The 23,118-nt window shown below is 70.1% G+C and carries 22 protein-coding genes; 13 read left to right on the top strand and 9 right to left on the bottom strand.

Annotation, left to right across the window (positions count from 1 at the left end; all coding sequences use genetic code 11):
• Nucleotides 1–9 precede the first annotated feature (9 nt).
• Nucleotides 10–1,335 (top strand): double zinc ribbon and FHA domain-containing protein, encoded by a 1,326-nt coding sequence (locus HZS54_RS22545; RefSeq protein WP_179919336.1) that lies wholly within the window; start codon nt 10–12, stop codon nt 1,333–1,335.
• 27 nt (nt 1,336–1,362) lie between these two features.
• Nucleotides 1,363–2,556, top strand: coding sequence for a hypothetical protein (locus HZS54_RS22550; RefSeq protein WP_179919337.1), 1,194 nt, complete (start codon nt 1,363–1,365; stop codon nt 2,554–2,556).
• 215 nt (nt 2,557–2,771) lie between these two features.
• On the opposite strand, the gene HZS54_RS22555 is transcribed toward HZS54_RS22550, so the two are convergent.
• Nucleotides 2,772–4,841: an AMP-binding protein gene (locus HZS54_RS22555; protein WP_179919338.1), complete on the bottom strand. Its 2,070-nt coding sequence runs from the start codon at nt 4,839–4,841 to the stop codon at nt 2,772–2,774.
• A gap of 150 nt (nt 4,842–4,991) precedes the next feature.
• Here HZS54_RS22555 and HZS54_RS22560 point away from each other — a divergent pair, with 150 nt between their 5' ends.
• Both HZS54_RS22560 and HZS54_RS22565 read left to right on the top strand, forming a co-directional pair.
• Complete coding sequence (locus HZS54_RS22560; RefSeq protein ID WP_179919339.1) at nt 4,992–5,573, top strand: GNAT family N-acetyltransferase; 582 nt, start codon at nt 4,992–4,994, stop codon at nt 5,571–5,573.
• A 105-nt stretch (nt 5,574–5,678) separates the two neighbouring features.
• Nucleotides 5,679–5,966: a DUF8006 family protein gene (locus HZS54_RS22565; RefSeq protein ID WP_179919340.1), complete on the top strand. Its 288-nt coding sequence runs from the start codon at nt 5,679–5,681 to the stop codon at nt 5,964–5,966.
• A 69-nt stretch (nt 5,967–6,035) separates the two neighbouring features.
• Here HZS54_RS22565 and HZS54_RS22570 read toward each other — a convergent pair whose 3' ends face one another.
• A complete protein-coding gene (locus tag HZS54_RS22570; protein WP_179919341.1) occupies nt 6,036–6,890 on the bottom strand; it encodes an NAD(+)/NADH kinase in 855 nt (284 codons plus the stop codon).
• A 167-nt stretch (nt 6,891–7,057) separates the two neighbouring features.
• Between HZS54_RS22570 and HZS54_RS22575 the strand changes: the two genes are divergently transcribed.
• A complete protein-coding gene (locus HZS54_RS22575) occupies nt 7,058–8,239 on the top strand; it encodes a KaiC domain-containing protein (protein ID WP_179919342.1) in 1,182 nt (393 codons plus the stop codon).
• Between the two features lie 652 nt (nt 8,240–8,891).
• On the opposite strand, the gene HZS54_RS22580 is transcribed toward HZS54_RS22575, so the two are convergent.
• Together HZS54_RS22580 and HZS54_RS22585 are read right to left on the bottom strand one after the other, a co-directional pair.
• The gene (locus tag HZS54_RS22580; protein WP_179919343.1) at nt 8,892–10,643 is read right to left on the bottom strand and encodes a sensor histidine kinase; all 1,752 of its coding nucleotides are present in this window, start codon (nt 10,641–10,643) and stop codon (nt 8,892–8,894) included.
• Between the two features lie 143 nt (nt 10,644–10,786).
• Entirely contained in the window at nt 10,787–11,125 is a 339-nt protein-coding gene (locus HZS54_RS22585; RefSeq protein WP_179919344.1) for a ferredoxin, read from the bottom strand.
• A gap of 137 nt (nt 11,126–11,262) precedes the next feature.
• Between HZS54_RS22585 and HZS54_RS22590 the strand changes: the two genes are divergently transcribed.
• A complete protein-coding gene (locus tag HZS54_RS22590; protein ID WP_179919345.1) occupies nt 11,263–11,718 on the top strand; it encodes a universal stress protein in 456 nt (151 codons plus the stop codon).
• A gap of 35 nt (nt 11,719–11,753) precedes the next feature.
• Here the strand turns inward: HZS54_RS22590 and HZS54_RS22595 are convergent, their stop codons facing one another.
• Nucleotides 11,754–12,182: a universal stress protein gene (locus HZS54_RS22595; protein ID WP_179919346.1), complete on the bottom strand. Its 429-nt coding sequence runs from the start codon at nt 12,180–12,182 to the stop codon at nt 11,754–11,756.
• A gap of 109 nt (nt 12,183–12,291) precedes the next feature.
• Here HZS54_RS22595 and HZS54_RS22600 point away from each other — a divergent pair, with 109 nt between their 5' ends.
• Complete coding sequence (locus HZS54_RS22600) at nt 12,292–12,711, top strand: hypothetical protein (RefSeq protein ID WP_179919347.1); 420 nt, start codon at nt 12,292–12,294, stop codon at nt 12,709–12,711.
• Between the two features lie 22 nt (nt 12,712–12,733).
• Here HZS54_RS22600 and mptA read toward each other — a convergent pair whose 3' ends face one another.
• The 3 genes from mptA to ahbB form a co-directional block, all read right to left on the bottom strand.
• Nucleotides 12,734–13,669, bottom strand: a complete 936-nt coding sequence (gene mptA, locus HZS54_RS22605; RefSeq protein WP_179919348.1) for a GTP cyclohydrolase MptA — start codon at nt 13,667–13,669, stop codon at nt 12,734–12,736.
• Nucleotides 13,670–13,828: 159 nt separating this feature from the next.
• On the bottom strand, nt 13,829–14,398 hold the full coding sequence (locus HZS54_RS22610; RefSeq protein WP_179919349.1) for a response regulator: 570 nt from the start codon (nt 14,396–14,398) through the stop codon (nt 13,829–13,831).
• Nucleotides 14,399–14,488: 90 nt separating this feature from the next.
• Entirely contained in the window at nt 14,489–15,538 is a 1,050-nt protein-coding gene (gene ahbB, locus HZS54_RS22615; protein ID WP_179919350.1) for a siroheme decarboxylase subunit beta, read from the bottom strand.
• Nucleotides 15,539–15,970: 432 nt separating this feature from the next.
• Here ahbB and HZS54_RS22620 point away from each other — a divergent pair, with 432 nt between their 5' ends.
• Nucleotides 15,971–17,041, top strand: coding sequence for an anthranilate phosphoribosyltransferase (locus HZS54_RS22620; protein ID WP_179919351.1), 1,071 nt, complete (start codon nt 15,971–15,973; stop codon nt 17,039–17,041).
• A 16-nt stretch (nt 17,042–17,057) separates the two neighbouring features.
• Here the strand turns inward: HZS54_RS22620 and HZS54_RS22625 are convergent, their stop codons facing one another.
• A complete protein-coding gene (locus HZS54_RS22625) occupies nt 17,058–17,498 on the bottom strand; it encodes a lamin tail domain-containing protein (protein ID WP_179919352.1) in 441 nt (146 codons plus the stop codon).
• 112 nt (nt 17,499–17,610) lie between these two features.
• Between HZS54_RS22625 and HZS54_RS22630 the strand changes: the two genes are divergently transcribed.
• The 5 genes from HZS54_RS22630 (at nt 17,611) to HZS54_RS22650 (ending at nt 23,025) form a co-directional block, all read left to right on the top strand.
• Nucleotides 17,611–18,792, top strand: a complete 1,182-nt coding sequence (locus HZS54_RS22630) for a UxaA family hydrolase (RefSeq protein ID WP_179919353.1) — start codon at nt 17,611–17,613, stop codon at nt 18,790–18,792.
• A complete protein-coding gene (locus tag HZS54_RS22635; RefSeq protein ID WP_179919354.1) occupies nt 18,789–19,124 on the top strand; it encodes a UxaA family hydrolase in 336 nt (111 codons plus the stop codon). The genes HZS54_RS22630 and HZS54_RS22635 overlap by 4 nt, the downstream gene beginning before the upstream one ends.
• Complete coding sequence (locus HZS54_RS22640; protein ID WP_179919355.1) at nt 19,121–20,230, top strand: UxaA family hydrolase; 1,110 nt, start codon at nt 19,121–19,123, stop codon at nt 20,228–20,230. The genes HZS54_RS22635 and HZS54_RS22640 overlap by 4 nt, the downstream gene beginning before the upstream one ends.
• Nucleotides 20,231–20,336: 106 nt before the next feature.
• Nucleotides 20,337–20,885: a peptidylprolyl isomerase gene (locus HZS54_RS22645; protein WP_179919356.1), complete on the top strand. Its 549-nt coding sequence runs from the start codon at nt 20,337–20,339 to the stop codon at nt 20,883–20,885.
• A 220-nt stretch (nt 20,886–21,105) separates the two neighbouring features.
• Nucleotides 21,106–23,025 carry an ABC transporter substrate-binding protein gene (locus HZS54_RS22650; protein WP_179919357.1) on the top strand — a complete coding sequence of 640 codons (1,920 nt, stop codon included), beginning with the start codon at nt 21,106–21,108 and terminating at the stop codon, nt 23,023–23,025.
• Nucleotides 23,026–23,118 lie beyond the last annotated feature (93 nt).

A 23,118-nucleotide genomic window follows, 5' to 3' on the forward strand; every position in this document is an offset into this window, starting at 1 on the left:
CCGACAGCTATGTCGCACAGCACGAGCGGGACGGTCGAGTGCCCCCTCTGCGGGGAGGAGTTCGACCCGACCGCGGCGGGGGGATGGTGTACGAACTCGGACTGCGGGGAGTGGCAACACGAAGCGGCCGCGCCCGAGACGACCGACGACGGGGCCGAGACCCCGGACACGGACGACGCGCCCGACGCGACCGCCGACTCGCCGGACGATCCGATTCCGGACGCTCAGGCGGTCGACGAACCGGCGGGGGAGCCGGCAGATACGGCCGACGCGCCCGACGCGTCCCCCGTCGCGGACGGTGACGCCGACGCGAGCGCGCCCGACGCAACCGACGATGCCGTCGGTGCCGACGCGGCCGACGATACCGACGGTACCGGCGCGGAATCGACGCCGGCCGCGGCGGAACCGGCCGACACTGCCGACGGCGTCGCGGCCGCCGAGGCCGACGCCGGCGTCGACGCGCCGGACGGTGACAGCGTCGATTCGTCGGACGGCGACGAGTCGGAACCGACCGACTCCGGGTCGGTGGACGATGCCTCCGCTGGCGCGGTCGACGACGAGCCCGCGAGCGGGCCCGACGAGGGAGCGGCCGACGCGGCTGTCGACGCCGACGAGGGGGCCGACCTCTCCTGTCCGGGCTGCGGCGAGTCGGTCGACGCCGAGGACAACTTCTGCGCCAACTGCGGCGAGGACGTGTCGGCGCTGGAGCCGGGGCCGCTGACGGAGTGTCCGGCCTGCTCGACCGAAGTAGAACCGGACGACAACTTCTGTGCCTCGTGTGGCGAGGACCTCGACTCCCACCGTTCGGGTGGCGGGGCCGGAGACGCCGCCGATGCGGCTGCCGGCGACGGCGACGCGGCCGACGACGCGGCGACCGCCGCCGATGCGGCTGCCGCCAACGGTGCGGCGGCCGGCGACGCGGGGGCCGGTCAGGCCGAGAGCGCCGACGGCGACGACCGGACGGTCGAGCGACCGGGAGACGCCGGCGGCGAGCCGGCGGCGGCCGGAACCGAGGGGGAGGCGGCCGAGGCGCCGGAGTCGCTGGTGCTGGTCGTGCGCAACCGCGAGGTTCAAGTGTGGGACGGGGATACGGTCGGTCGAACCGTCCGGAGTATCGTGATGAACACGGGCGGCGACGAGGACGACGCGGTCCGCATCCACCGCGAACACGTGCGGTTCGTCCGGGAGGACGGCCAGTTCCACCTCGTCGCGCTCGGGCAGAACCCGACGGTCGTCGACGGCGAGTCCCTCGACGAGGGCGAGCGCGTCCCCGTCTCGCCGGGCGACCGGATCGAACTCTCCGGCGTCGCGACGCTGCGCGTCCAGGCCCCCTGACCCCGCGGCTCGGTCCGACGAGCGAGCATGGATACCAGAGACACGCGCCGTGAACTCGGCAGGTCCGTCCGCCTCCTCGCAGACGAGGAGCGGTGGCTCTTCCTCGGACTCGTCGCCGGCGCCGCCGGCTACCTCATCTGGCTGGCCGGCACCGGCGTCGCCGTCTCGCAGGTCGCCGACCTCGTCGTCGGCGCCTACACCGTCGACCCCTGGTCGACCGAGGCGGCCGCGCTCGCGGCCGCTTTCGCTGTCCTCTGGGTGCTCGTCCCGTCGGCCGTCGCCGTCCGCTACGTCGTCGGCAACCTCACGAACCTGCGGGGCAACGTCGAGCAGTGCTACCGCTTCGACCGGCCGCTGGTCGCGCTCGTGCCGCCGCTGGTCCTGCTGGCCGCAGCCGTGGCCGTCGGCGCGGCCCGCGGCGCGGTCACCTGGTACGTGCTCGCGCTGCTGGCGGTCGCGAACACGCTGTTGCTCGTCCGGACCGTCGCCTACGGCTACCGCGTCTACTCCTTTTCGGTGCCCCGCCTGCTCCAGGCGCTCGTGTTCGTCTCGGCCGTCGTCGCGACGACGGCGACCGTCTCGCGGGCGGCCTCGCTGGGCGGCCAGACCGCGCTGGTCGAGGCGGCCGCCGCGCGCTACGGTGTTGCCGACGTGGTCTTCGGGGAGGTGACCCGCGCCGGGGTCACCGCGCCGTTGCTCCCGCTCGCCGCGGTCGCGACGCCGGCCGCGCTCGCGCTCGCGTACGTCTGGGTCCAGCTGTTCGCGAGCCTGCTCGTCCGGATCCGGCGACCGGACGTGCCCCGTTCGGCGATCCGCGCCGGCCAGCGCTACCCGCAGGTCGTCCAACCCGGCACGACGGACCGTCTCGCGATGGGGACGGCGTCCGAAGCCGACTCCGAGAGCGAGCCCGCCAGTGGCGGAACGCAAGCGCCCGATTCCGGCGACCCGTCCGGCGGCTCGACCGCCGACACCGGGTCGACCGACGACAGCGCGTCCAGCGACACGAACGGGTCGACCGACTCGGGCGAGGATCCGGTGGAGCCCGCCGGGCAGACGCGCGTGTTCTCCCCGCCCGAGGACGCCGAGGTCCCCGTCGCAGACGCCGGGAACGGCGAGGCGGCGGTGAAAAACGAGTTCTGCCCCATCTGCGGGGAGACCTACGCCGCCGAACCCGACCGCACGAACTGCCCGAACTGCAACGCCGTTCTCGACCGGGACTGAGCCGGGTCACGGTCCTCGAACGGACCGACGGCGCGTGGCGGCCGACGCGAGCGCTCGTCCCCGACGCGGTGCCGACGGGGACTTCGGTTCCCCGTCGCGCTGGACGGAGTCCGTGCGCTCGTCGGTGCCCCCACGCTATCGGAGGCCCAGACGGCCGACCGCTTCGACCTGTAGCGTCCGCCCGGGCGACGCGGACAGCCGCGCCCTCCCGAAGCCTACCGCGCGTTCTCCACTTCCGCCAGCGCCTCGGGGTTCTCGATGGAGGACATGTCTCCGAGGTCCTCGCCGGTGTAGGTCCCCCGCACGGCCCGGCGGATGATCTTCCCGCTCTGGGTCTTCGGGAACTCGTCGACGAACAGCACCTCCCGGGGTCGGAACGGCTTGCCCAGTTCCTCGCCGACGAGCGCCCGGATCTCGGCGCGCAACTCGTCGGACTCCGCGACGCCGTCCTCGACGACGACGTACAGGACGACGGCGGTCCCGGTGGTGTCGTCGGGGACGCCGACCGCCGCGGCCCGGTTGACGGCCTCGTGGTCGATGGCGGCGCCCTCCACCTCCGCGGGGCCGACCTTCCGGCCGGCGACGTTCAGCGCGTCGTCGGCCCGCCCGTGGAGGAACCAGAAGCCGTCCTCGTCTTTCTGGGCCCAGTCGCCGTGGTCCCACAGGCCCTCCCACGTCGACCAGTACTCCCGGAGGTAGCGCTCGTCGCCGGACCACAGGGATCTGGTCATCGACGGGCACGAATCGCGAGCGACGAGATACCCCCGCTCGCCCGTCTCGGCGATGCTCTCGCCGCTCTCGTCGACGATGTCGATGTCCATCCCGAGCCCCGGGCCGCCGAGGGTACAGGGCTTCAGCTCCTGGATCGGCATCGGCATGAGGAAACAGCCGCAGATCTCCGTGCCGCCGGAGATGTTGATGATCGGCGCCTCGCCGCCGCCGACCTCTTCGTAGAACCACAGCCAGGACTCGGGGTCCCAGGGCTCGCCCGTCGAGCCGAGCAGTCGAAGCGAAGACAGGTCGTGGCCTTCCAGCCACTCCTCGCCATGTTCCCGCAGCGCCCGGATCGCGGTGGGGGAGATGCCGAACTGGGTGATCCCGTGGCGGTCGATCATCGACCAGTAGCGGTCGGGCTCGGGGTAGTCGGGCGCGCCCTCGTATATGAAGACGGTGTTGCCGAAGTGGTGGTTGCCGATCAGCGTCCACGGCCCCATCATCCAGCCGATGTCGGACACCCAGAAAAAGCGGTCGGCGGGTTTCAGGTCGAACCCGAAGTACAGCTCCTTGGCGCACTGGACGTTGACGCCGGCGTGCGTGTGGACGATGCCCTTCGGCTCGCCCGTCGTCCCCGACGAGTAGAGCAGCATCGACTCCTGGCTCGCGTCGAGTTCGCGCGTCTCGAACTCGTCGCTCCGGGTCTCGACCGCGTCGGTCCACCACCGGTCGCGTCCCTCGGTCCAGGGAACGTCGTAGTCGCTCGGGTCCGCGCCGGCGGATTCGCCGCCCGCGTCGCCATCGGCGCGGGTCCCCAGTCGGTCGTAGACGACGACCTCCTCGACGTGACCCGCCTCCGCGATGGCCTCGTCGGCGGTGCCCTTCAGGCGCACCTCGCTCCCTCGGCGGTAGAAGCCGTCGCCCGTGAACAGGACGGACGGCTCGGCGTCGTCGATTCGAGTGGCGGTCGCGTCGACGCCGAACCCGGAGAAGATGGGGACCGCGATGGCGCCCGCCTTGAAACAGCCGTAGAGGATCGAGACGACCTCGGGGACCATCGGCATGTACAGCCCGACGGTGTCGCCGACGCCCACGCCGCGCGAGTCGAGGTAGTTCGCCACCCGGTTCGACTGACGGTGGAGTTCGTGGAAGGTGACCTCCCTGATCTCGCTGGCTTCGCCGTCCGGTCCGACGGGTTCGCCCTCCCAGATGCAGGCGACCTCGTTCCGGGTCTCGGCGTCGGCCGCGGCGTGGCGGTCGCAGACGTTGTGGGCGATGTTGGTCGTCCCGCCGGGGTACCAGTCGGTGAACTGCGGCCCCTCGCTGTCGTCCCGGACGCGGTCGTACGGTTCGAAGAACTCCACGTCCAGATACTCGGTCATCGTGTCCCAGAACCAGTCGACGCCCGACGCGGGCTGGCCGGGGTCGGCCTCGGTCGTCCGGGTGATCAGCTCCTCGTAGTCGTCGATGTCGTACGCCTGCATGAACTCCCAGACGTTCGTCGACTCGACGAACGCCCGGTCGGGCCGGTGGACCACCTCGTCGATGTCTCCGAGTGAGTCGGACGCCATACGGGGAGTTCGCCCGGCGAACCCAAAGTAGTTGCCCGGTCGATCGTGAACGACTCCGGCCGACCGGCGGCCCGCGCGCCCTCGTACTCGCGCGTCACGAGGCCCCGCTCGCCCGCAACTTCTTTTCGCGTGGCCGTCCGAGAGTGCGACATGTACGTTCGGGACGCCAAGAACCGCGACGAGGCCTGGCTGCTGGACCACATCGAGGCGATGGGGTTAGACGAGACAGCGTTCCGTTCGCGCGACTACGTGATCGCCGTCGACGAGGTGGACAACGTCAAGGCGGGATTCGGCCGCTACCGCGTCCACAAGACCGACGACGGCGAGCACTGCGAGCTCACGAGCATCGGCGTGCTCGACGGCTGGCGCGGCCAGGGCGTCGGCGCCCACGTCGTCGAGCGGCTCGTCAGCACGGCCGCAGACGAGGGGTTCGAGGTCGTCTACTCGCTGACCGACGAGCCCGACTACCTCGCGCAGTTCGGCTTCGACCCAATCGACGAGTCGGAGCTGCCCGAGCGGCTCCGCGAGCGCCTCGACGAGAAACGCGAGGGCGTCGCGCCCGAGGCGATCCCGATGCGGGTCGACCCCGACCGGTTCCGCGTGCCCGAGCGGCTCCGCGAGGCGTTCAAGGGCGCGGCGGCCGCCCCGGAGGAAGACGAACCCGAGGAGGGGGCCGAGGACTTCGGGATCGACCCCGACGAGGCGACCTACAAGTACGACACCGGCCGGTGACCGCGGCTACCAGGGTCCCGCGACTCTCGGGCGCCGTCGCCGGAGGCCCGCCCGCGGCGGGAACGGAAGTTTAAAGATTGTATCACGGCCAGTTTCGAGACAAGAATGCTCCCGATCCCGCTGCAGCTGGTCGACGGGTTCCTGCTGAAGGTGAACTTCGGCGACGCGCTCATCGTCGGGTTCGTCCTGGGACTGTTCGCCGTGGCGACCCAGCGCTCGCGGAAACTGCTGACGCTGCACCTCATCGCGTTCGGCGCCCTGTTCCTCCTCGCGCCCGGCAGCATGTACGCGCCCCAGGAACTGAGCCTCCTCGACAGCATCATCCAGTACAAACTGATCGGCCTCGTCCTGCTGGTCGTCTCGCCCGTCCTCTACACTACCGCACAGAAGTAAGCCGCTCGCCTCGTCTCCCTCCCCGTTCGTCGCGTCCTCACCGTCGACCCGCGGGTAAACCGGCGTATCTCACTCGATCTTGCCGAGCGCGGCGAAAAAATCCAGCGGCGGCCCGGCGATCCGGACCGGCCGCGCCGCGCGCTCCAGGGTCACCTGCGCGGGCACGTCCAGTTCCTGTCGTGCGCGGCCGTCGCTGACGACGAACCCGCCGTCGGCGTCGTCGATCCGGACGGTGACCGTGCTGTCGGCGTCGACCACGAGCGGCGGCATCGACTCCTCGCCGCACATCTCCGTGAGCACGAGCGTCGACACGCTCGGGTGGACCAGCGGGCCGCCCTCGCTGAGGTTGTAGGCGGTCGAACCGGTCGGCGTCGCGACGAGCACGCCGTCGGCGTGTCCGCTGGTGTACAGCGACCCGTCGACGCGCACTTCGACGGCCGCGCCGCCGCCGTGGCCGCGCCGCGGCCCCTGGACGACCACCTCGTTGAGCGCCGGGGGAAGCGACCAGCCGTCGCCGGACGCTTCGACCCGCGGCATGTCCCGGGTCTCGACGGCGCCGCGGTCCTGGTACTGTTCGACCTCCGCGGTGACGGCAGCGACGGCCTCCTCCGGCGGGACGGCGTTGAGAAACCCGACCTCGCCGAGGTTGACGCCCATGATCGGCGTCGCCCCGGCCGCCCGGGCGGCGAACAGGAAGGTGCCGTCGCCGCCGATGCTCACCATCAGGTCGCAGTCGGCCAGCTCGTCGACGGGGACGCCCAGGTCCGCCGGGTCGGGCCGGCCGCTCGGCCACGCGGCGGCGTCGTCGGCGGACTCCTCGTCGACGGCGACGGCGACGCCCATCCCGGACAGCCGCTCGTACAGGTCCGCGACGATCCCCGCCGCCCGCCGGTTGCCGCGCTGGCCGACGATTCCGACTCGCATTGCCCCCCGATTCGCGTTCCTCCCCAATAAACGACCCCTTCGGCGTCCGGCGACCGCCGCCCCGCGACCCACCCCTCGAATCAACTCCGATAGCTGGCGGGCAAGTTTAATGCCGAGCGAGACTCACCTTCGCCCATGATTACCCCGGAATCCGGGGAGGCGAACGGATGAGCGACGACGCGGACGACGACTGGTTCGAGGACGCGCTCGGCGACGAGGAGTCGGCGGAGTCGACCGGGTCCGACGACGCCGGCTCCGAAGCGACGGCCGACGATACGTTCGATGACACCGACGAGCCGTTCGACGACGCCGACAATACGTTCGACGAACCGGGCGACAGCGGCGCCTTCGACGGCGAGAGCGACCTCGACGATTCCGGCGGTGGGGGCGCCTTCGGTGACTCGACCGGTGACGACGCGTTCGGCGGCGCCGGTGACGGCGCGGGCGGGTTCGGCGACGCCGGCGGCGACACGAGCGCGTTCGGCGACGTGGGAACCGGCGGCGACAACGCGTTCGGCGACAGCGGTAGCGGCGGCGCGTTCGGGAGCGACAGCGGCGAGGGCGGCCTCTTCGACGACGACTTCGCCGACGCCATGGGCGGCGTCGGCGGCGGCGACGCCGACTTCGAGGACGACGACTTCGAGTCGAACATCCCGCGGCTGGACCTGGGCATCGAAGGCCTGGACAACATGGTCCAGGGCGGCATCCCCCTGCGCCACCTCATCGTCATCGTCGGCGGCGCCGGCACCGGCAAGACCACCTTCGGCCTCCAGTTCCTCCAGCACGGTCTCGAGAAGGAGGACACCGACCGCGGCGTCTTCATCACCCTCGAACAGACCTACGAGGACATCATGGCCACCGCCGAGGAACGCGGCTGGGAGTTCGAGCGCCACGAGGCGGAGGGGAACCTCGCCGTCATCGACTTAGACCCCGTCGAGATGGCCAACAGCCTCGACAACATCCGCGGCGAACTCCCCGAGCTCATCGAGGACTTCGGCGCCGACCGGTTCGTCCTCGACTCGGTCTCGTTGCTGGAGATGATGTACGACGACGTCTCCCGGCGTCGCACCGAGGTGTTCGACTTCACCCAGAGCCTCAAGGAGGCCGGCGTCACCACCGTCCTCACCAGCGAGGCCAGCGAGGACAACCCCTACGCCTCCCGCCACGGCGTCATCGAGTACCTCACCGACGCCGTCCTCCTCCTGCGGTACGTCCGCTCGGAGACCCAGGAGACCCGCCTCGCCGTCGAGATACAGAAGATTCGCAACGCCAACCACTCCCGGGAGACCAAACCCTACGAGATCACCATGGACGGCATCTCCGTCTACGAGCAGGCGAATATCTTCTAGAACCCATCTTTTCCGTCCGGGGGTCGCAACCGCGTTACCCCGAGCCAAAAACAGGGGTGAAAACACCGTCAGAGCAAGCTCTGACGAGCCTTCGTTCACTTCGTCTTCGCGCGGCGCGGCCGCGCGAACGGTCCGAGGGACCGCCGGCCCCTCGCTACTCACGAAGAAGGCCGCCTCCGCGGGACTTCGCCCCGCTCCAGCGGAAGAACCGGCGCTTCCGGCGCCGGATGCTCGGTGCAGGAGACGGCTGTTGCATTTGGGGTAGGGGTGCGGTCGGCGTGCGCTGTCGAGCGTGCCCGCCTCCTGGCGGGCCGCTCGAAATAGCCGCGCGAGGGATGAGAGAGCCGAAGGCGAGCGAATCGGCTGGGGAGGCTCGTGGCCGTCTGCGGTTGCCGTGCGGTGCTGCCCCTGGCGGACTGAAAGGGCGAGGCGCGCTCGCGCTCGTTCAGTCGCCTGAGCGGGCACTATCCGCGCGGGCGGTGCCGAGAGCGCGGATATCCCGCCTCAGCGACCGCGAGCGCGGCGAGGGCTTTCAACGCTTGCCGTCGAGTGCGGTCACTCTCGCACGACTTCGTTTCACGATACGATGAACAGAAACAACCGATAGGCGAGCACGTCGGAGGGAGCGATAGCGAGCCGGACTTCCCCCGGCTCAGGGCGCGTCGGGGAACGTGAGCGAGACGTTGCTGCCGTCGTCGTCGACGTCGAACGACAGATCGGCCTCACAGCGGTCGGCGACCCAGGAGACGACCCAGAGGCCGATACCGCTGCTGTGGGCGAGGGGCGTCTCCTCTCGGCGTCGGATGACCCCTCGTTCGTGCTCGGAGATGCCGGGGCCGTCGTCGCTGACGCGGATCTCGGCGCCATCGGCGGCGCAGCCGACGGTCACGCGGACGGTGGGGTCGGCGGCGTCGTTGTGTTCGACGGCGTTCTCGACGAGACATTCGACGGCGGACTCGACGCCGGACGCCGTCTCGACGGTGCAGGTCTCGGCTCCTTCGACGACGTAGCAGGCGTCGGGATACCGGTCGCGGACGCGCCCGACGACCCGTTCGGCGACGACGCGCAGGTCGTAGGTCGCGGTCTCGTCGGGCCGGTCGACGAGGTGTTCGATCGTCCCCGCCTTCTCGCTGAGGGCTATCAGCTCGTCGCTGGCCTCGACGATGCGGCCGACTCTGGCGGCGTCGTCGCCCGTCGCGCCCTCCGCGAGGAGGTCCGCGTTGCCGCGGATCGTCGTCAGTTTGTTGCGGATGTTGTGTCGCAACACCCGCGAGAGGATCTGCCTGAGCAGCTCCAGCTCGGCCTCCCGCTCCTCCAGTTCGCCCTCGCGGCGCTTGATCGGCGTGATGTCGCGGAGGACGACCACGCGGGCGACCGTCCGGCCGCCCTCGACGACGGGCGAGACCGAGACCGAAAAGGAGTGGGACTCGCCGTCGACGGTCGCGGTGACGACCGGCGGGCCGGACGGTCCATCGTCGGTCGCGGACGACCCGCCGTCGGCAGCACTCGTTCCGCCGTCGGCCGCGGACTCGCTGTCGTCGGCCGCGGCCGTCCCGGCGAGCGCCGGGAGGAACCGCTCGACGGGGTCGCCGGCGTACGAGCGCGGGATGTCGAAGCGCGTGCGGGCGGCGCGGTTGCAGTCGACGACGCGGTCCTCATCGTCCAGCGTCACGACCGCGTCCTGCATCTCGGCCATCGCCACCTGGCGGGCGACGGGCACGATATCGAGGAACTCCGCGCGGTACAGCGCCCACGACAGCAGGAGGCCGCTGCCGACCAGCCCGAACGGCGTCAGGTCGTGGACCGTCGGGACGGGGCCGAACAGCGTCGCGAGGTTCGCGGCCACCGGCGGGAGCACCGCGACCGAGAGGACGGCGGTCTGGCGCCGCCTGAGTCCGCTCGACCGGGACCACTCGGCGGCGAGCAGTCCCGTGCCGACGGCGATCAGCCCGTAGTTGAGGGCGGTCTGCAGCCAGAACCACGGACCGTACGCGACGACGGGGATCGTCCCGTCGAGGGTCGTCGCCGGGCCGAAGACCAGATGATGAGTACCGTTGGTGACCACCAGCGAGAGTTCGATCAGCACGTACGCGACGGCGGTGGCGGCGACGGTCCGCGAGAGCGACAGTCGACCGGTCACCTCCGCGGCGACGAGGAACCAGCCGACCGAGATGATCGACGCCGCCGAGAGCCGGACCGTCCACAGCGCCATCGATGGGGCGAACCCGGTGACGAAGTAGTTGACACCGAGGCTCAGCGGCCACAGCGAGATCCCCAGGACGGCGAGTGCGAAACCCGTACTCGCCGGTTTGTCGGGTCGGCGGAGGGGTTCGCGCAGCAGGACGAGCAGCCCGGCCCCCGTCAGCAGGTACGCGATCCCCACGATCGCTGTCGCCGAGGCCATTCCTCGACCGTTGAACGGGGAACTACAAAACACGCCCGGTCAGTTCGACGGCTACGGAGGCGCTGGGCCGCGATGTGCGCACTGTCGCGAAATCGCGAGACTGCGGCCGAACCGGGGCGGTCGCCCCGTCGCCGGCCGAGCGCTCACCAGTCGACCGAGAGGGTGCCGTCGCCCTCGGGGTCGGGCGCGATCTCCTCGTCGGTGCGGCGGTCGACGACGTGGATGACGCCGCGGTCCTTCTTCGCGGGACAGACCTCCGCCGCGCGGACGTTCTCGTCGAGGTCCTCCTCGTCGATGAAGTACGCCCGCGGCTTGGCGATCCCGGTCGAGATGTCGAGTTTCCAGTTGTCCGAGACCTCGGCGCACTTCCCGGCGCCGAAGCACTTGTTCGCCTCGAAGATGATCTTGTACGGTTTCTCCTCGACTGGGGGCGCGTCGCGCTCGCCGATCGTCGCCGGATCGACGGGTCCGTCCTCGGCCATACGGTCCGATCGGCGGCGACGGACCTTTCGTCTGTCGCTTCGCGCGAGATAGCCGTCCGCCGGGCCGGTGGCGACCTCGTGTCGGGGCGACCGGGCGGCCCGCCGACTATAAGACGCGGGCGGCCCCACCCGCAGACATGACGTATCTGGTGCCCTTCGACGGGTCGGCGCTGGCCGAGGCCGCCCTGGAGCGGGCGACGGAGTTCGCCGCACTCACCGACGAGGAGGTCGTCGCGCTCGTCGTGATCCCGCTGGACGAGCGCGACTTCGCCGTCGAGCGCGGGTGGATCGACGAGGGCGAGCGCTACGACCCCGACGAGATCGAGTCGGCGCTAGAGGCGCAGATCCGCGCCGTCGCGCCGGACGCGACCTTCCGCTGCGAACGGCCGGAGGACGTGAGTTCGGTCGCCTCGATCACCACCGACGTGGTCCGGACGATCCGCGCGGTCGCCCAGGACGTGTCGGCCGAGATCGTCTTCATCGGCAGCGAGAACGCCGGCCGCGTCTCGACGCCGGTCTCCAGCGTCGGCGCGCCGGTCTCGGAAGACCCCCGCTACGACGTACATATCGTCCGCCACATCGACGAAGACTGACTCCGCCGTCCGGGCGCTCGCCGCCGTGCGACCGGTCAGCGAACGACGGTGACGGGGACGGGCGAGCGCCGGACGACCGCCTCGGCGACGCTCCCCAGGAGGATGCGGGTGACGCCCGAGCGGCCGTGGCTCCCCATGACGATCTGGTCGACCCCGCTCTCGTCGGCGAACTCCACGATGACGCGGATCGGCTTGCCGACCTCGATCTCCCGTTCGATCGACAGGTCGGTGCCGTCGGCGAGGGCTTCGATCTCGGAGAACAGCTCCTCGGCGGCGGCCTTCTCGCTCTCGTACCACTCCTCGGAGAAACTCGGGATCGAGGCCTGGGCGCTGTAGCCGGCCTCCGCGGGGTTGACGACGTGCAACAGCACCACCTCCGCGTCGCCGAACTCCTCGGCGACGAACTCGAACGCCCTGTGTGCCTGCTCGGACCCGTCGACCGGGACCAGGATGCGCTTGCCCATGTCCCACGTACGACGCGGCCGGTGCTTCAATCTTCGGCGCGTCGCCGGGTTCGGAGCGGCGAGCCACCGACCGACAACCCTTAGGCCCGCTCGCCGTCTACCCGGCGGTATGCTCGACACGCTCGTCGCGGCGCCGCTCCAGTCGACGGGGACCCTGGTCGCCGCGGCGGCGTTCCCCGCGCTGACGTGGGTCACGCTCGTCGTCTGGGTGTATCTCGACGCCGTCGCGCGCGGGAGCGACCACCCGGTCCGCTCGACGGCGACCGTCGCGGTCTTCCCGCTCGCACTGGTCGCGTACGTCTACTACCGCCCCGAGCGGACGAGCCCGCAGTCCGACCGCGAGCGGCTCGCGCTGACCGTCCTGCTGGCGCTGCTGGCGGCGATGATGGCCGGGACGGTCTTCTCGCCGCCGGACGTGTTCGCCCAGCCGCGCAACACCTTCGGCGCGCTGCTGGCGCTGCTGCCGCTGTTCTACCTGATCGTCTACCGGGAGGGCCCGGACGCCACGGACGCCGAACCGTCCTCCTGAACCCGCCGGCCGCGAAAACCGGTCAGTCGTCGCCGTTGACTTCCTCGCGCAGGGTCGCGACCTCCGCGACCCGTTCGGCGTGGGCGTTGTGCTGGTGGATGGACTCGTCGTTGGACTGCTCCATGCGGACGACGGCGTCGTCGTCGAGGCCCGGGAACTCGTCGATCACGCCCTCGGCCATCGCGCGCACGCAGTCCTCGACGAACTTCGCGTCGAGGTGGGACTGGTAGGTCATGTGGTCCTCGTCCGGCCGTTTCGCGAGGTTGTAGATGCGGGCGCTCATCGAGTCGCGGGCCACCTCGATCAGGTCGACCAGGTCCACATCGGGGCCGCCCTCGCTCTCGACGGTCAGGGTGGCGTGGCCGCGCTGGGAGTGGCCCGGCTGGGGGACCTCCTCGAGGAACTCCTCGATGGTGCGGTCGTCGACGCCCTGGTCGCGCAGTTTCTCGCGGGCGCGGGCGGCGGACATCCCCTGCGAGCAGGGACAGACCGTCATGCCGGTGACCTCGGCGCCGATCTCCTCGCGGATGTCGCCGTCCTCGGTGGCCGTCGCCGAGGCGATCACGTCGGCGGTCGACTGCGTGGGCAGGTCGCTCGCGGGCGTCCGCTCGCGCGTGACGAACTCGGCCTCCATGCGGACCTCGGCCTGCTCGGTGTAGTCGTGTTTGTCGAGCAGGCGCTCGGCGGCGGTGCCGCAGATGTCCTCGATGCGCAGGTCGCCCTGGCTGACCGCCTCCTCCAGGGTCTCGTCGACGACCTCCATGTTGCGGCTCATGTCGGCGCCCTTGCGCCAGGAGGGCAGGTCGACGAACACCTCGAACTCGGCCATCAGGACGTACGGTCGCTTGTCCTCGCGGCTGATCTCGACTAACTTCTCGACGCCGGTGACGCCGACGCGGTTGAGGCCGACGGTCACGTCCGGGCTCGACGCCTGGACGTCCGGCAGTTGCGGAGTCATTGCGCCCGGCTTAGGACCTTCCCCGAATAGTGTTTTCGAAAGGCCCAGTACCCGCCTCGCTCGGTGACGACGCGTCGCTGTCGGCGGGGGTCGCCGGCCCGGAACGGCCGACGGCGACCGGGGCGCCGCTGGCGTCGGTCGCGGTCGCCGGCGACCGGGTTACTGCTCCAGGTCGCGGAACAGCGCCTCGAAGTCGTCGTCGGCGAGGCGCTCGGCGGCCGTCGACAGCGAGTCGCGCAGCTCCGCTCGGCGGTCTTCCAGCCGGCGGAACTCGTCGCTGTCGGACAGTTCGGCGGCGTCTTTCGTCGACCGGAGCGCGACGTAGGTCCGGGTCACCCGGTAGTACTCCCGGAGCCGCCGCTCGTACTGGGCACAGCGCAGGAGTCGGTCGACGGTGTCGAGCAGCTCCTCGCCGGTGACCGGCTTGACCACGTAGTCGTCGAACTCCATGTCGACGATGTCGAAGTCGGCGTCGACCGCGGTGACCATCGCGACGCGGCAGTCCAGCCCTCGCTCGCGGACCGTCTCCAGGACCTCGTCCCCGACCAGATCCGGCATCCGCCGGTCCAGCAACACCACGTCCACGTCGTCGTCGAGCTTCGAAAGCGCTTCCTCTCCCCCGTAGGCTGTCCGCACGTCGTAGGTGTCGCGGACGTGTGCGGCGTAGGAGTCGGCGACTGCCGGCTCGTCGTCGACGATCAGCACGACCGCCCGCTCGGGACCCGTCATACGAACGTGGGCATATGGTTGGAGGGGGCGCAAAAAGCTTCCGTCGGTCCCCAGGTCGGTCCCGCGGCCGGATCTCGGCGGGTTCGGCGGTCACCCCTCGGCGTGCTCGTCGACCAGGTCCTCGTAGCGCGCGCCCGTCTGTTTCAGCGTCTCCGTCGAGTAGAGTCGCTCGTGGTCGACCGGGAGGTACTCCGCCGCCAGCTCGTCGATCTTCGCATCGACGGCGTCCTGCTCGCGGCCGTGGATCATCGTGAACAGGTTGTACGACCACTCCTGGTCGGGCCGGCGCGGTCGGTGGTAACACAGCGTCACGTACGGCAGTTTCCCCACGTCGACGCCGCGGTCGTCGAGTTCGTCGTCGGGCACGTCCCAGACGACCATGCAGTTGGCGTCGAACCCCGTCACGAGGTGGTTGACGACGCAGCCGATCCGCTTGATGCAGCCGTCGGCCAGTAGCCGTTCGACGCTCGCGAGCACCTCCTCGACCGGCGCCCCGACCGCCTCGGCCACGTCCCGATAGGGGGTCGCCGTCAGCGGGAAGCCGCCCTGGACCTCCAGCAGGACGCGCCGGTCCAGCGCCGACAGGTCCGCCGCGGCCCGCTCGCTGATGGTCGTCGCCGCCACGTCGGTCTCGGCGAGGCTCTCGCGGGCGAAGCGGTCGCCGTTGACCACCGGGAATTCGAGGTCGATGTAGAAGTCCGTCAGCATCGGCAGGACGAGCACCTCGCAGCCGGTCCGCTCCTCGATCTCGGCGAGGATGGCGTCGCGCCGTTCCTTCGAAGCGGCGGTCACCACGAACCACATGTTCCACTCGTGGTCGCGGGCGTAGTTGTGGTTGACCTGCTCGTAGCCGTTGATCACGTCGGCCACCTCGTCGAACCGATCGACGGGGGCCCGCACCGCCGCCAGCGTCGAACTGCCGATCACCGGCGGGTTCAGCACGGGGCCGAACCGCCGGAAGACCCCTTCGTCGTAGAGCCGTCGAACCCGGTCGAGCGCCTCGCGCTCCTCGACGCCCACGTCCGCGGCGACGGCCTCGAACGGCCGCTCGCGAACCGGGAACCCGCTCTGCCACCCGTCGATGAGCGCCGCGTCGACGGCGTCCACCTGTGCCCGCCACTCGGCCGTCCCCTGACTCATTCGTCGGGGGTTAGTGAGCGAGCGCCCTATCCCTTTCGAACAGCCGCTTCCGTGTCCGGACTCTCGGCCCCCCGCTATCGCGGCCACTCTCGGTCAGGTCGCGGGCGATACCGGTCGAAGGGGTCGCGGTCACTCTCGTTGCCCGTCCCGAAAGGCCTGATACCCTTGAAACAGTTTGAACCCGAGGAACGCTAGTGCAACAGGGACGAAAACGACCAGCGCGATCACCATCAGCTCCGTGCCACCGGGGATCTGAATCGGGAACACGGCCCCACGGTGACCCTCGAAAGTCAAATGCTTTCGGCCGTCGGGACGCGCGTTCGGCCCCGGGAAAACTGACGCTCGTCCAGAAGACGTGGTTGAAACCGACCGCGCCGCCCGCCGCTCGCGGAAATCAGGGCGCTTTAACGGGATCGGACCGAACCGATCCGTATGGCACAAGCGACGCGCGAATTCGGCGACTGGCCGCTCGAGCGGCTGATGACCGAGGTCGTCGGCTCGGGACACAAGTCCGCCGACGACATGACCCGCGAGCAGGCCCGCGACGCGTTCCAGCGGATCCTCGCGGGGGAGCCGGACCACACGACGCTCGGCGCGTTCTGGCTCGCGAACCGCTGGAAGCGCAACGACGCGACGGAACTGGGCGCCTACGTCGACGTGATGCGCGAGGAGAGCGTCGAGACGGCCGAACCCGACGCCGACCCCGTCGACTGCGGCGCCAACTACGACGGCAAGGGCCGCTCGGCGATCCTAGGTGTGGCCGCCGGCGCCGTCGCCGCCGCCGCCGGAACCCCCGTCGTCGTCCACAGCGGCGACCGCGTCCCGACGCAGAAACAGGACTCCTACAAGCACGTCCTCGACGAACTCGGCGTTCGAACCGAGATCGAACCGAGCGAGAGCGCCGACATGGTCGACGAGACCGGGTTCGGCTACTACTACCAGCCGGCGTTCAACCCCGGCATCCACGCGCTGTGGGACCGACGGGACAACATGGGCGTCCGAACCTTCGTCAACACCGTCGAGACGCTCGCCAACCCCGCCAACGCCGACGTTCACCTCGGATCGTTCTACCACCTGCCGTTCGCGGTGAAGATGACGGACACGCTGAAAGCCGCCGAGAGCCAGTCCGTCTCCCGGACGCTGTTCTTCCAGGGCATGGAGGGCTACGACGACGTGCGCCCCGGAACCACGGTCGTCGGCGAGTGGTCGGGGGGTGACGACGAACTGGACGACTTCGAGATCAAGACCGCCGAGTACGGCATGGACTTCGAGAGCGAAGACCTGGGCGTCGAGGACGTGGCCGAAGAGTCCGCCGAGATCACCGAGGAAGTCCTGGCCGGCGAGCGCGACGACCAGTTCGCCGACGCCGTCGCGCTCAACGCCGCGCTGCGCATCTACGCCCGCGAGGACGCCGACTCGATCGACGAGGGGCTGGAGCTGGCCCGGGAAGTGATGGCCAGCGGCGAGGCCGAGGCGGTGCTGGACGACCTGCGGGAGTTCTGAGTTCCCCGCTCGCCGGTCACTCTCGGCCGTACCACGCCCGGTTCACGAGGTTCCCCGACGGGTCCCGCAGTTCGACGTTGCCGGTCCCGTCCATGACCGAAGTGTCGGACTCCTCCCCGATTCCTGCGAACAGGAGGTACTGGGGAGGGCGGCTTTCGAGCCTGCGACTGCCTCCGTCGCGGCTCCAGAGCCGCAACGACGCGCGCGGTTCGAGGGCCAGTTCCGACAGCTCGTGGCTGTGGCCGGAGCTGTACGCGACCGTGTACCCCGTCAGCGATACCTCGCTTTCCTCGCGGTTCCTGAATACGACGTACTCGCCCTCGTACGTCTCCTCGGTTCCGTCCGGGTAGATATCCGTGATCGACACGTCTGGCACGGACGCGGGCGCGGCGGCGCACCCACTCGCACCTGCGAGCGCAGCCGACCCGACGGCGGTGAGAAACGACCTTCGGTTCATCGTTCTGCGCATCTACATGTCATCGTATATGTCTTCTCGTCGTCGTCCGGCCCGAGGCGTGTCGCCCGCCGACCGGGAAGGATTATTGCCCGTCGCGGCCGATCCGCTTCTCATGGACACTTTCGACGGCTACCGCCGACCGGACGGCCGGGTCGGCGTGCGCAACCACGTCGCCGTGTTGCCCACGTCGGTCGCGGCGAGCCCGGTCGCCGACCGGATCGCCGACGACGGGGGCCGGTGGGCGCGGGCGACGCCCCACCAGATGGGGACGAGTCAGCCCGACGAGGGCCGCGAACGCACCCGCGAGGTGCTCGCGGGGATCGGACGGAATCCGAACGTCGGCGCGGCGCTCGTCGTCGAACTCGGGACCGAGGACATCGCTGCCGACGACGTGGCCGACGACATCGCCCGCTCGGGCAAGCCCGTCGAGACGCTGGCGATCCGCGAGGCCGGCGGGACCGCGGGCGCGCTCGACGCCGGCGCCGAGGTCCTCGCCGACCTGTGGGACGAGGTGGGTGACCAGCGCCGGGAGGAAGCCGACGCGAGCGCACTCGTCTTCGCGGTCGAGTGCGGCGGCAGCGACGCCACGAGCGGCATCGCGGCCAACCCCGCGCTCGGTGACGCCTCCGACCGGCTGGTCGACGCGGGCGGCGCGGTCTGCATCTCCGAGACGCCGGAGTTCATCGGCGCCGAACACGTCGCCGCCGAGCGCTGCGCCGACGAGGAAACGCGGGAGAAACTGCTGGACCGCGTCGACCGCCGCGAACGGCTCGCGGACCTGATGGGCGTGGACATGCGCGGCGCCCAGCCCTCCCCCGGAAACCAGGAGGGCGGGCTGACCACCATCGAGGAGAAGAGCCTCGGCGCGCTCGCCAAGTGCGGGACGCGGCCGATCCGCCACGTCGTCGACTACGGGGAGGAGATCCCGGGCGGCGGCGGGGTGACGGTGATGGACTCGCCGGGCTACGACGTGGAGAGCGTCGTCGGAAAGGTCGCGGGCGGCGCCCAGGTCGTCGCCTTCACCACCGGCCGCGGGTCGACCACGGGCAACCCCATCGCACCGGTGATCAAGGTGACGGGCAACCACCGGACCGCCGAGCGGCTCGCGTCGAACATGGACGTGGACGCCAGCACGGTCATCGACGGCGAGCCGCTCGACGAGGCCGGCGAGCGGATCTACCGGACGCTGCTGTCGGTGGCCGACGGCGCGGAGACGGCCGCCGAGGCCCGTCGACTGGAGGAGTTCGCGATCAACGAGCGCCAGCCGCGCGAGCTCGCCGCGGAGGGGTCATGAAGGGCGAAGTGCTGGACGGGTGCGCGCTGGTGATGGCCGACGACGACACCGTCGCGACGGCACTGGAAGACCTCGACGAGGGCGACCGGCTGGACGACGCCGACCCGCCGGTGGTCGTCGCCGAGGAAGTCCCGTTCGGCCACAAGGTCGCGCTGGTCGACATCGACGCCGGGGACCCGGTCCGCAAGTACGACGAAGTGATCGGCGAGGCGACCGAGTCGATCGAACGCGGCGAGTGGGTCCACACGCACAACTGCGAGAGCACGCGCGGACGGGGTGACCGGGCGGCCGAGACGACGGCCGACGAACCCGGTGGAGGTGAGTCGGCGTGAGCCTCCGCCGGGGCTTCGAGGCGGTCGACCGCGGCGACCGGGGCGTGGGCGTGCGCGACACGGTGCTCGTCCTCCCGTCGGTCATCTGCTCGCGGGAAGTCGCCGACCGGATCGCCGACAGAGTCCCGGGAGCGGTCAGCGCGCCACACGACCACGGCTGCGGCCAGATCGGCGCCGACAAGGCCCAGACCCATCGAACGTTCCTCGGCGTCGGCGCGAACCCCAACGTCGCCGGCACCGTCGTCGTCGGCCTGGGCTGCGAGTCGATCCAGAGCGACGACGTGGCGGCCGATCTCGCCGACCTGGGCGTCCCCGTCCGCGAGACCGCGATCCAGGACGCCGGCGGCACCGACGCGACGGTCGAGGCCGGCGTCGAGGCCGTCGAGGAACTGCGTGACCGCTCGACCGGCGACGGCGGGACCACGACGGCGGACCTATCGGATCTCACGGTCGGGGTCGTCTCGGGGGACCTCGCCGAGTCGACCCGGGAGACGGCGGACCCGCTGGTCGGCGCGGTCGTCGACGAACTGGTCGACGCGGGCGCGCGGGTGGTCGCCGCCGGGAGCGAGCGCGCGGTCGCCCACCCCGAGGCGGCGGTCGAACGGGCGGCGAGCGACGGGGCGGCCGCGGCGCTTCGCGACCTGGCGGCGCGCCACCGCGACCAGCCGGCGCGGGCGTCCCGCGTCGGGCGCGAGGCGCGCGAGCGCGAGTTCGAGGCGGTGACGCGAGCCTGGGGCGAGGCGCCGGTCCGGGCGGCCCTCGACTACGGCGAGCGGGCGACCCACGAGGAGGGGCTGGCGGTCGTCGACGCCCCCTCGCGGTTCGCGGAGGCGGCGACCGGGCTCGTGGCGGCCGGGGCGCAGGTCGTGGTCCACGTCACGGGCGAGGGCGTGGCGACCGGCCACCCGGTCGCGCCGGTGGTGAAGGTCTCCGGCGACCCGGAGACGCTGGCGGCCGTAGGTGACGACATCGACGTGGACGCGACGGCGGCCGAGCCCGAGGACCTGCTCGCTCGCCTGCGGGCGGTCGCGGGCGGCGAGCGCGTGCGCGCGGAGGACCACGGGCTCGTCTCCTCGGCGATCACCCGGGTCGGCCCGTCGATGTGAGGCGGGACATTGATCCCCCGCGGTCGGGCCGGCGCCGGTCGGCCGGAGGCCGGCTGATGCGGGCGGTACCACCAGCGTTTTCTCCGCGGCGGGCCACCTCCCGGGTATGAGTGACGAACTGACAGCGACGCTCCACACCTCCGAAGGCGACATCGAGGTTCGACTGTTCGAACAGAGAGTGCCGAACACGGTCGAGGCGTTCGTCGACCACGCGACCGAGTCCGACTACGAGGAAGCCGAGGTCGGCCCGGGCGAGGGCGCCTGGGAGGACCCCGAGAGCGGGGAGAAGCGCGTCGACCCGCTGTACGACGACGTGGAGTTCCACCGCGTCATCGAGGACTTCATGCTCCAGGTGGGCGACCCGACCGGCACCGGTCGCGGCGGCCCGGGCTACACCTTCGACGACGAGTTCCACGACGACCTGCGCCACGACGAACCGGGCAAGCTCTCGATGGCCAACCGCGGCCCGGACACCAACGGCTCGCAGTTCTTCATCACGCTGGACGCCCAGCCCCACCTCGACGACAAACACGCCGTCTTCGGCGAGGTCGTCGACGGCATGGACGTGGTCGAGGCGATCGGCTCGGTCGACACCGACCCCAGCGATCGCCCGATCGACACCGTCGTCCTCGAATCGGTCGAAATTCACCGGTAATACCGACCGTTCATCGCATCTTTTGCCCACTACGCTTTTATTCCCTTAAGCCATTAGTGTGTCTCGGGTATCTCCCCGTGGTCCTGTAATTCCCCGTTATAATACCATGGGGTAGAATATAATTTAAGATAATTTTCGACCGCCGTGGTACTGCGGTTTCGGTAACAACTTACGGCAAGTTCCACCGCAATTTAAGTATCGCGCTCGGTAAAGGGGACGTATGCCTCGCGATACTGACGGCTCCGACACCAGCCGACGACGATTCCTGAAAGCGACGGGCGCGGCAGCCCTCACCTCCGCAGTAGCGGGCTGTGGGAGCAACGGCGGCGACACCGCCACGCCCGACGACGGCGGATCGACCGACACGGGGACCGACGGCGAGGCCGTAACGGTAAGCGAGTATCCGTACGGCGTCGGCGAGAATCTGGTCGGAGAGGCCCAGCGGGTGATGGAGGAGGCGGGCTACGGCCCGGACAACCGCTTCGAACTCGACTGGCTCCAGTACGAGAGCCCGACCTGGGAGGAGATGGCGAGTACGATCGCCAGCCGGCTCGAGTCGGCCTACATCGACATGAACCAGAGCTCGGCGGCGTTCTCGCCGCTGCTGGAGGCCACCCGGAACGGCAACCACATGGCCTACACGCTCGGGTGGATCGCCGACTACCCCGGTCCGCAGAACTTCGTCCAGCTGATCGACCCGCCGAACACGATGTACGCCGAAAACAGCGCGGCCAACGGCGCCCGGCTGTTCTGGTCCGAGGACGCGGAGGCCGACCCCGACGTCCGCCAGTACATGATCGACCAGTTCGACCGCATCGAGGAGAACCCCGAGGACACCGAGGAGGCCGCCCAGGCCCGCGGTGAGGCCGCCGTCGCGATGGAGGAAGGGATGTGGCAGGAGGCGGCGCTCATCCCGCTGTACCAGGGCGTCACCGAGGGGATGTGGTACGACCACGTCGACTACAACCCGCCGGGCCCGATGGGCCCCTCGCGGGCGAAGGCCAGCAACTCCGTCGCGGGCCTGGAGGGCAAGGACCGACTCAGCACGATCTCGTCGACGTTCAGCAGCCTCGACCCGATCGCGCAGGGGAACACGGCGAGCGGGGGCAAGATCATGGACATGTTCGACGCCCTCACGAACTACGCCAACGGGACGACGGAGGTCGAGAACCTGCTGGCTACGGAGTACGAACTCAGCGAGGACTTCACCACCTACACGTTCACGCTGAAGGAGGGCGCGACCTTCCACAACGGCGACGAAGTGACCGCCCAGGACTTCGAGTACTCCATCAAGCGGCTGATGCTCTCCTCGAACTCGGTCAACGCCCGGTTCCCGGTCAGCGTCATGGGGATCGAACACGAGACCGAAGAGGTCACGGTCACCGACGACGAGGGCAACACCGTCACCGAGACCGCCTCCGGCGAACCGCAGACGACCACCCGGATCATCCCCGATTCGATCGCCGTCGAGGCGGTCGACGACTACACGCTGGAGATCACGACGGAGAACCCGTTCGCGTTCTCGCTGTCCGTGCTGGCCTACTCCGCGTTCTCCGCGGTGCCCGAGGGTATCGTCGGCGACATCGAGGGCTACGAGGGCGAGATGTCCTGGGAGGAGTTCTCCCAGAGCCCGGTCGGCGCCGGTCCCTTCGAGTTCGTCAACTGGGAGTCGGGTAACGGCGGCGAGTTCGTCATGGACGCCTACGACGACTACCACGGCGAGGGCGCTTCTTTCGACGGGATCGACGCGGCGATCCTCACCGAGACGCAGGCCCGGTACAACTACTTCATCAACGAGAACGCCGACATCGGCGGCGTCCCCACGGCGCAGTACCAGGCCGACGCGGTGTCCATCGAGGAGACCGACGACGTCGGCCGCGACCTGGGGACCTACGAGCTGGAGAACGGTACCACCGTCAACTACGCCCGCACCCCGGACATCGGGACCTACTACGTGGGCTTCAACATGGAGGAGGTGCCCAGAGCCGTCCGGCAGGCGATGGCGTACGTCATCAACCAGCCGGAGTTCATGCAGAACGTGTTCAAGGGCCGCTTCGAGCCGGCGTATCACCTGACGCCGCCGCAGATCTTCCCCGGCGGGATCGAGGCCTACGACGAACACGTCGGCGGCTCCGAGTAAGCGAGCCGGTCCCCGGCCGCTCTCGATGACCCCCCGCTCAGACGACGAACGTATTACGTTGCGGCCCACACAGAGAGACAACTACGCGCATAA

The sequence above is a fragment of the Halosimplex pelagicum genome (genome assembly GCF_013415905.1).
Taxonomy (GTDB): domain Archaea; phylum Halobacteriota; class Halobacteria; order Halobacteriales; family Haloarculaceae; genus Halosimplex; species Halosimplex pelagicum.

Bases quoted from the DNA above. Each gene is read 5' to 3' on its own strand.
- HZS54_RS22600 (WP_179919347.1), top strand. From the start codon at position 12,292: ATGCTCGACACGCTCGTCGCGGCGCCGCTCCAGTCGACGGGGACCCTG.
- HZS54_RS22565 (WP_179919340.1), top strand. From the start codon at position 5,679: ATGCTCCCGATCCCGCTGCAGCTGGTCGACGGGTTCCTGCTGAAGGTG.
- HZS54_RS22645 (WP_179919356.1), top strand. From the start codon at position 20,337: ATGAGTGACGAACTGACAGCGACGCTCCACACCTCCGAAGGCGACATC.
- HZS54_RS22610 (WP_179919349.1), bottom strand. From the start codon at position 14,398: ATGACGGGTCCCGAGCGGGCGGTCGTGCTGATCGTCGACGACGAGCCG.
- HZS54_RS22575 (WP_179919342.1), top strand. From the start codon at position 7,058: ATGAGCGACGACGCGGACGACGACTGGTTCGAGGACGCGCTCGGCGAC.
- HZS54_RS22555 (WP_179919338.1), bottom strand. From the start codon at position 4,841: ATGGCGTCCGACTCACTCGGAGACATCGACGAGGTGGTCCACCGGCCC.
- HZS54_RS22550 (WP_179919337.1), top strand. From the start codon at position 1,363: ATGGATACCAGAGACACGCGCCGTGAACTCGGCAGGTCCGTCCGCCTC.
- HZS54_RS22620 (WP_179919351.1), top strand. From the start codon at position 15,971: ATGGCACAAGCGACGCGCGAATTCGGCGACTGGCCGCTCGAGCGGCTG.
- mptA (WP_179919348.1), bottom strand. From the start codon at position 13,669: ATGACTCCGCAACTGCCGGACGTCCAGGCGTCGAGCCCGGACGTGACC.
- ahbB (WP_179919350.1), bottom strand. From the start codon at position 15,538: ATGAGTCAGGGGACGGCCGAGTGGCGGGCACAGGTGGACGCCGTCGAC.
- HZS54_RS22650 (WP_179919357.1), top strand. From the start codon at position 21,106: ATGCCTCGCGATACTGACGGCTCCGACACCAGCCGACGACGATTCCTG.
- HZS54_RS22635 (WP_179919354.1), top strand. From the start codon at position 18,789: ATGAAGGGCGAAGTGCTGGACGGGTGCGCGCTGGTGATGGCCGACGAC.
- HZS54_RS22630 (WP_179919353.1), top strand. From the start codon at position 17,611: ATGGACACTTTCGACGGCTACCGCCGACCGGACGGCCGGGTCGGCGTG.
- HZS54_RS22545 (WP_179919336.1), top strand. From the start codon at position 10: ATGTCGCACAGCACGAGCGGGACGGTCGAGTGCCCCCTCTGCGGGGAG.
- HZS54_RS22580 (WP_179919343.1), bottom strand. From the start codon at position 10,643: ATGGCCTCGGCGACAGCGATCGTGGGGATCGCGTACCTGCTGACGGGG.
- HZS54_RS22625 (WP_179919352.1), bottom strand. From the start codon at position 17,498: ATGAACCGAAGGTCGTTTCTCACCGCCGTCGGGTCGGCTGCGCTCGCA.
- HZS54_RS22590 (WP_179919345.1), top strand. From the start codon at position 11,263: ATGACGTATCTGGTGCCCTTCGACGGGTCGGCGCTGGCCGAGGCCGCC.
- HZS54_RS22595 (WP_179919346.1), bottom strand. From the start codon at position 12,182: ATGGGCAAGCGCATCCTGGTCCCGGTCGACGGGTCCGAGCAGGCACAC.
- HZS54_RS22570 (WP_179919341.1), bottom strand. From the start codon at position 6,890: ATGCGAGTCGGAATCGTCGGCCAGCGCGGCAACCGGCGGGCGGCGGGG.
- HZS54_RS22560 (WP_179919339.1), top strand. From the start codon at position 4,992: ATGTACGTTCGGGACGCCAAGAACCGCGACGAGGCCTGGCTGCTGGAC.
- HZS54_RS22585 (WP_179919344.1), bottom strand. From the start codon at position 11,125: ATGGCCGAGGACGGACCCGTCGATCCGGCGACGATCGGCGAGCGCGAC.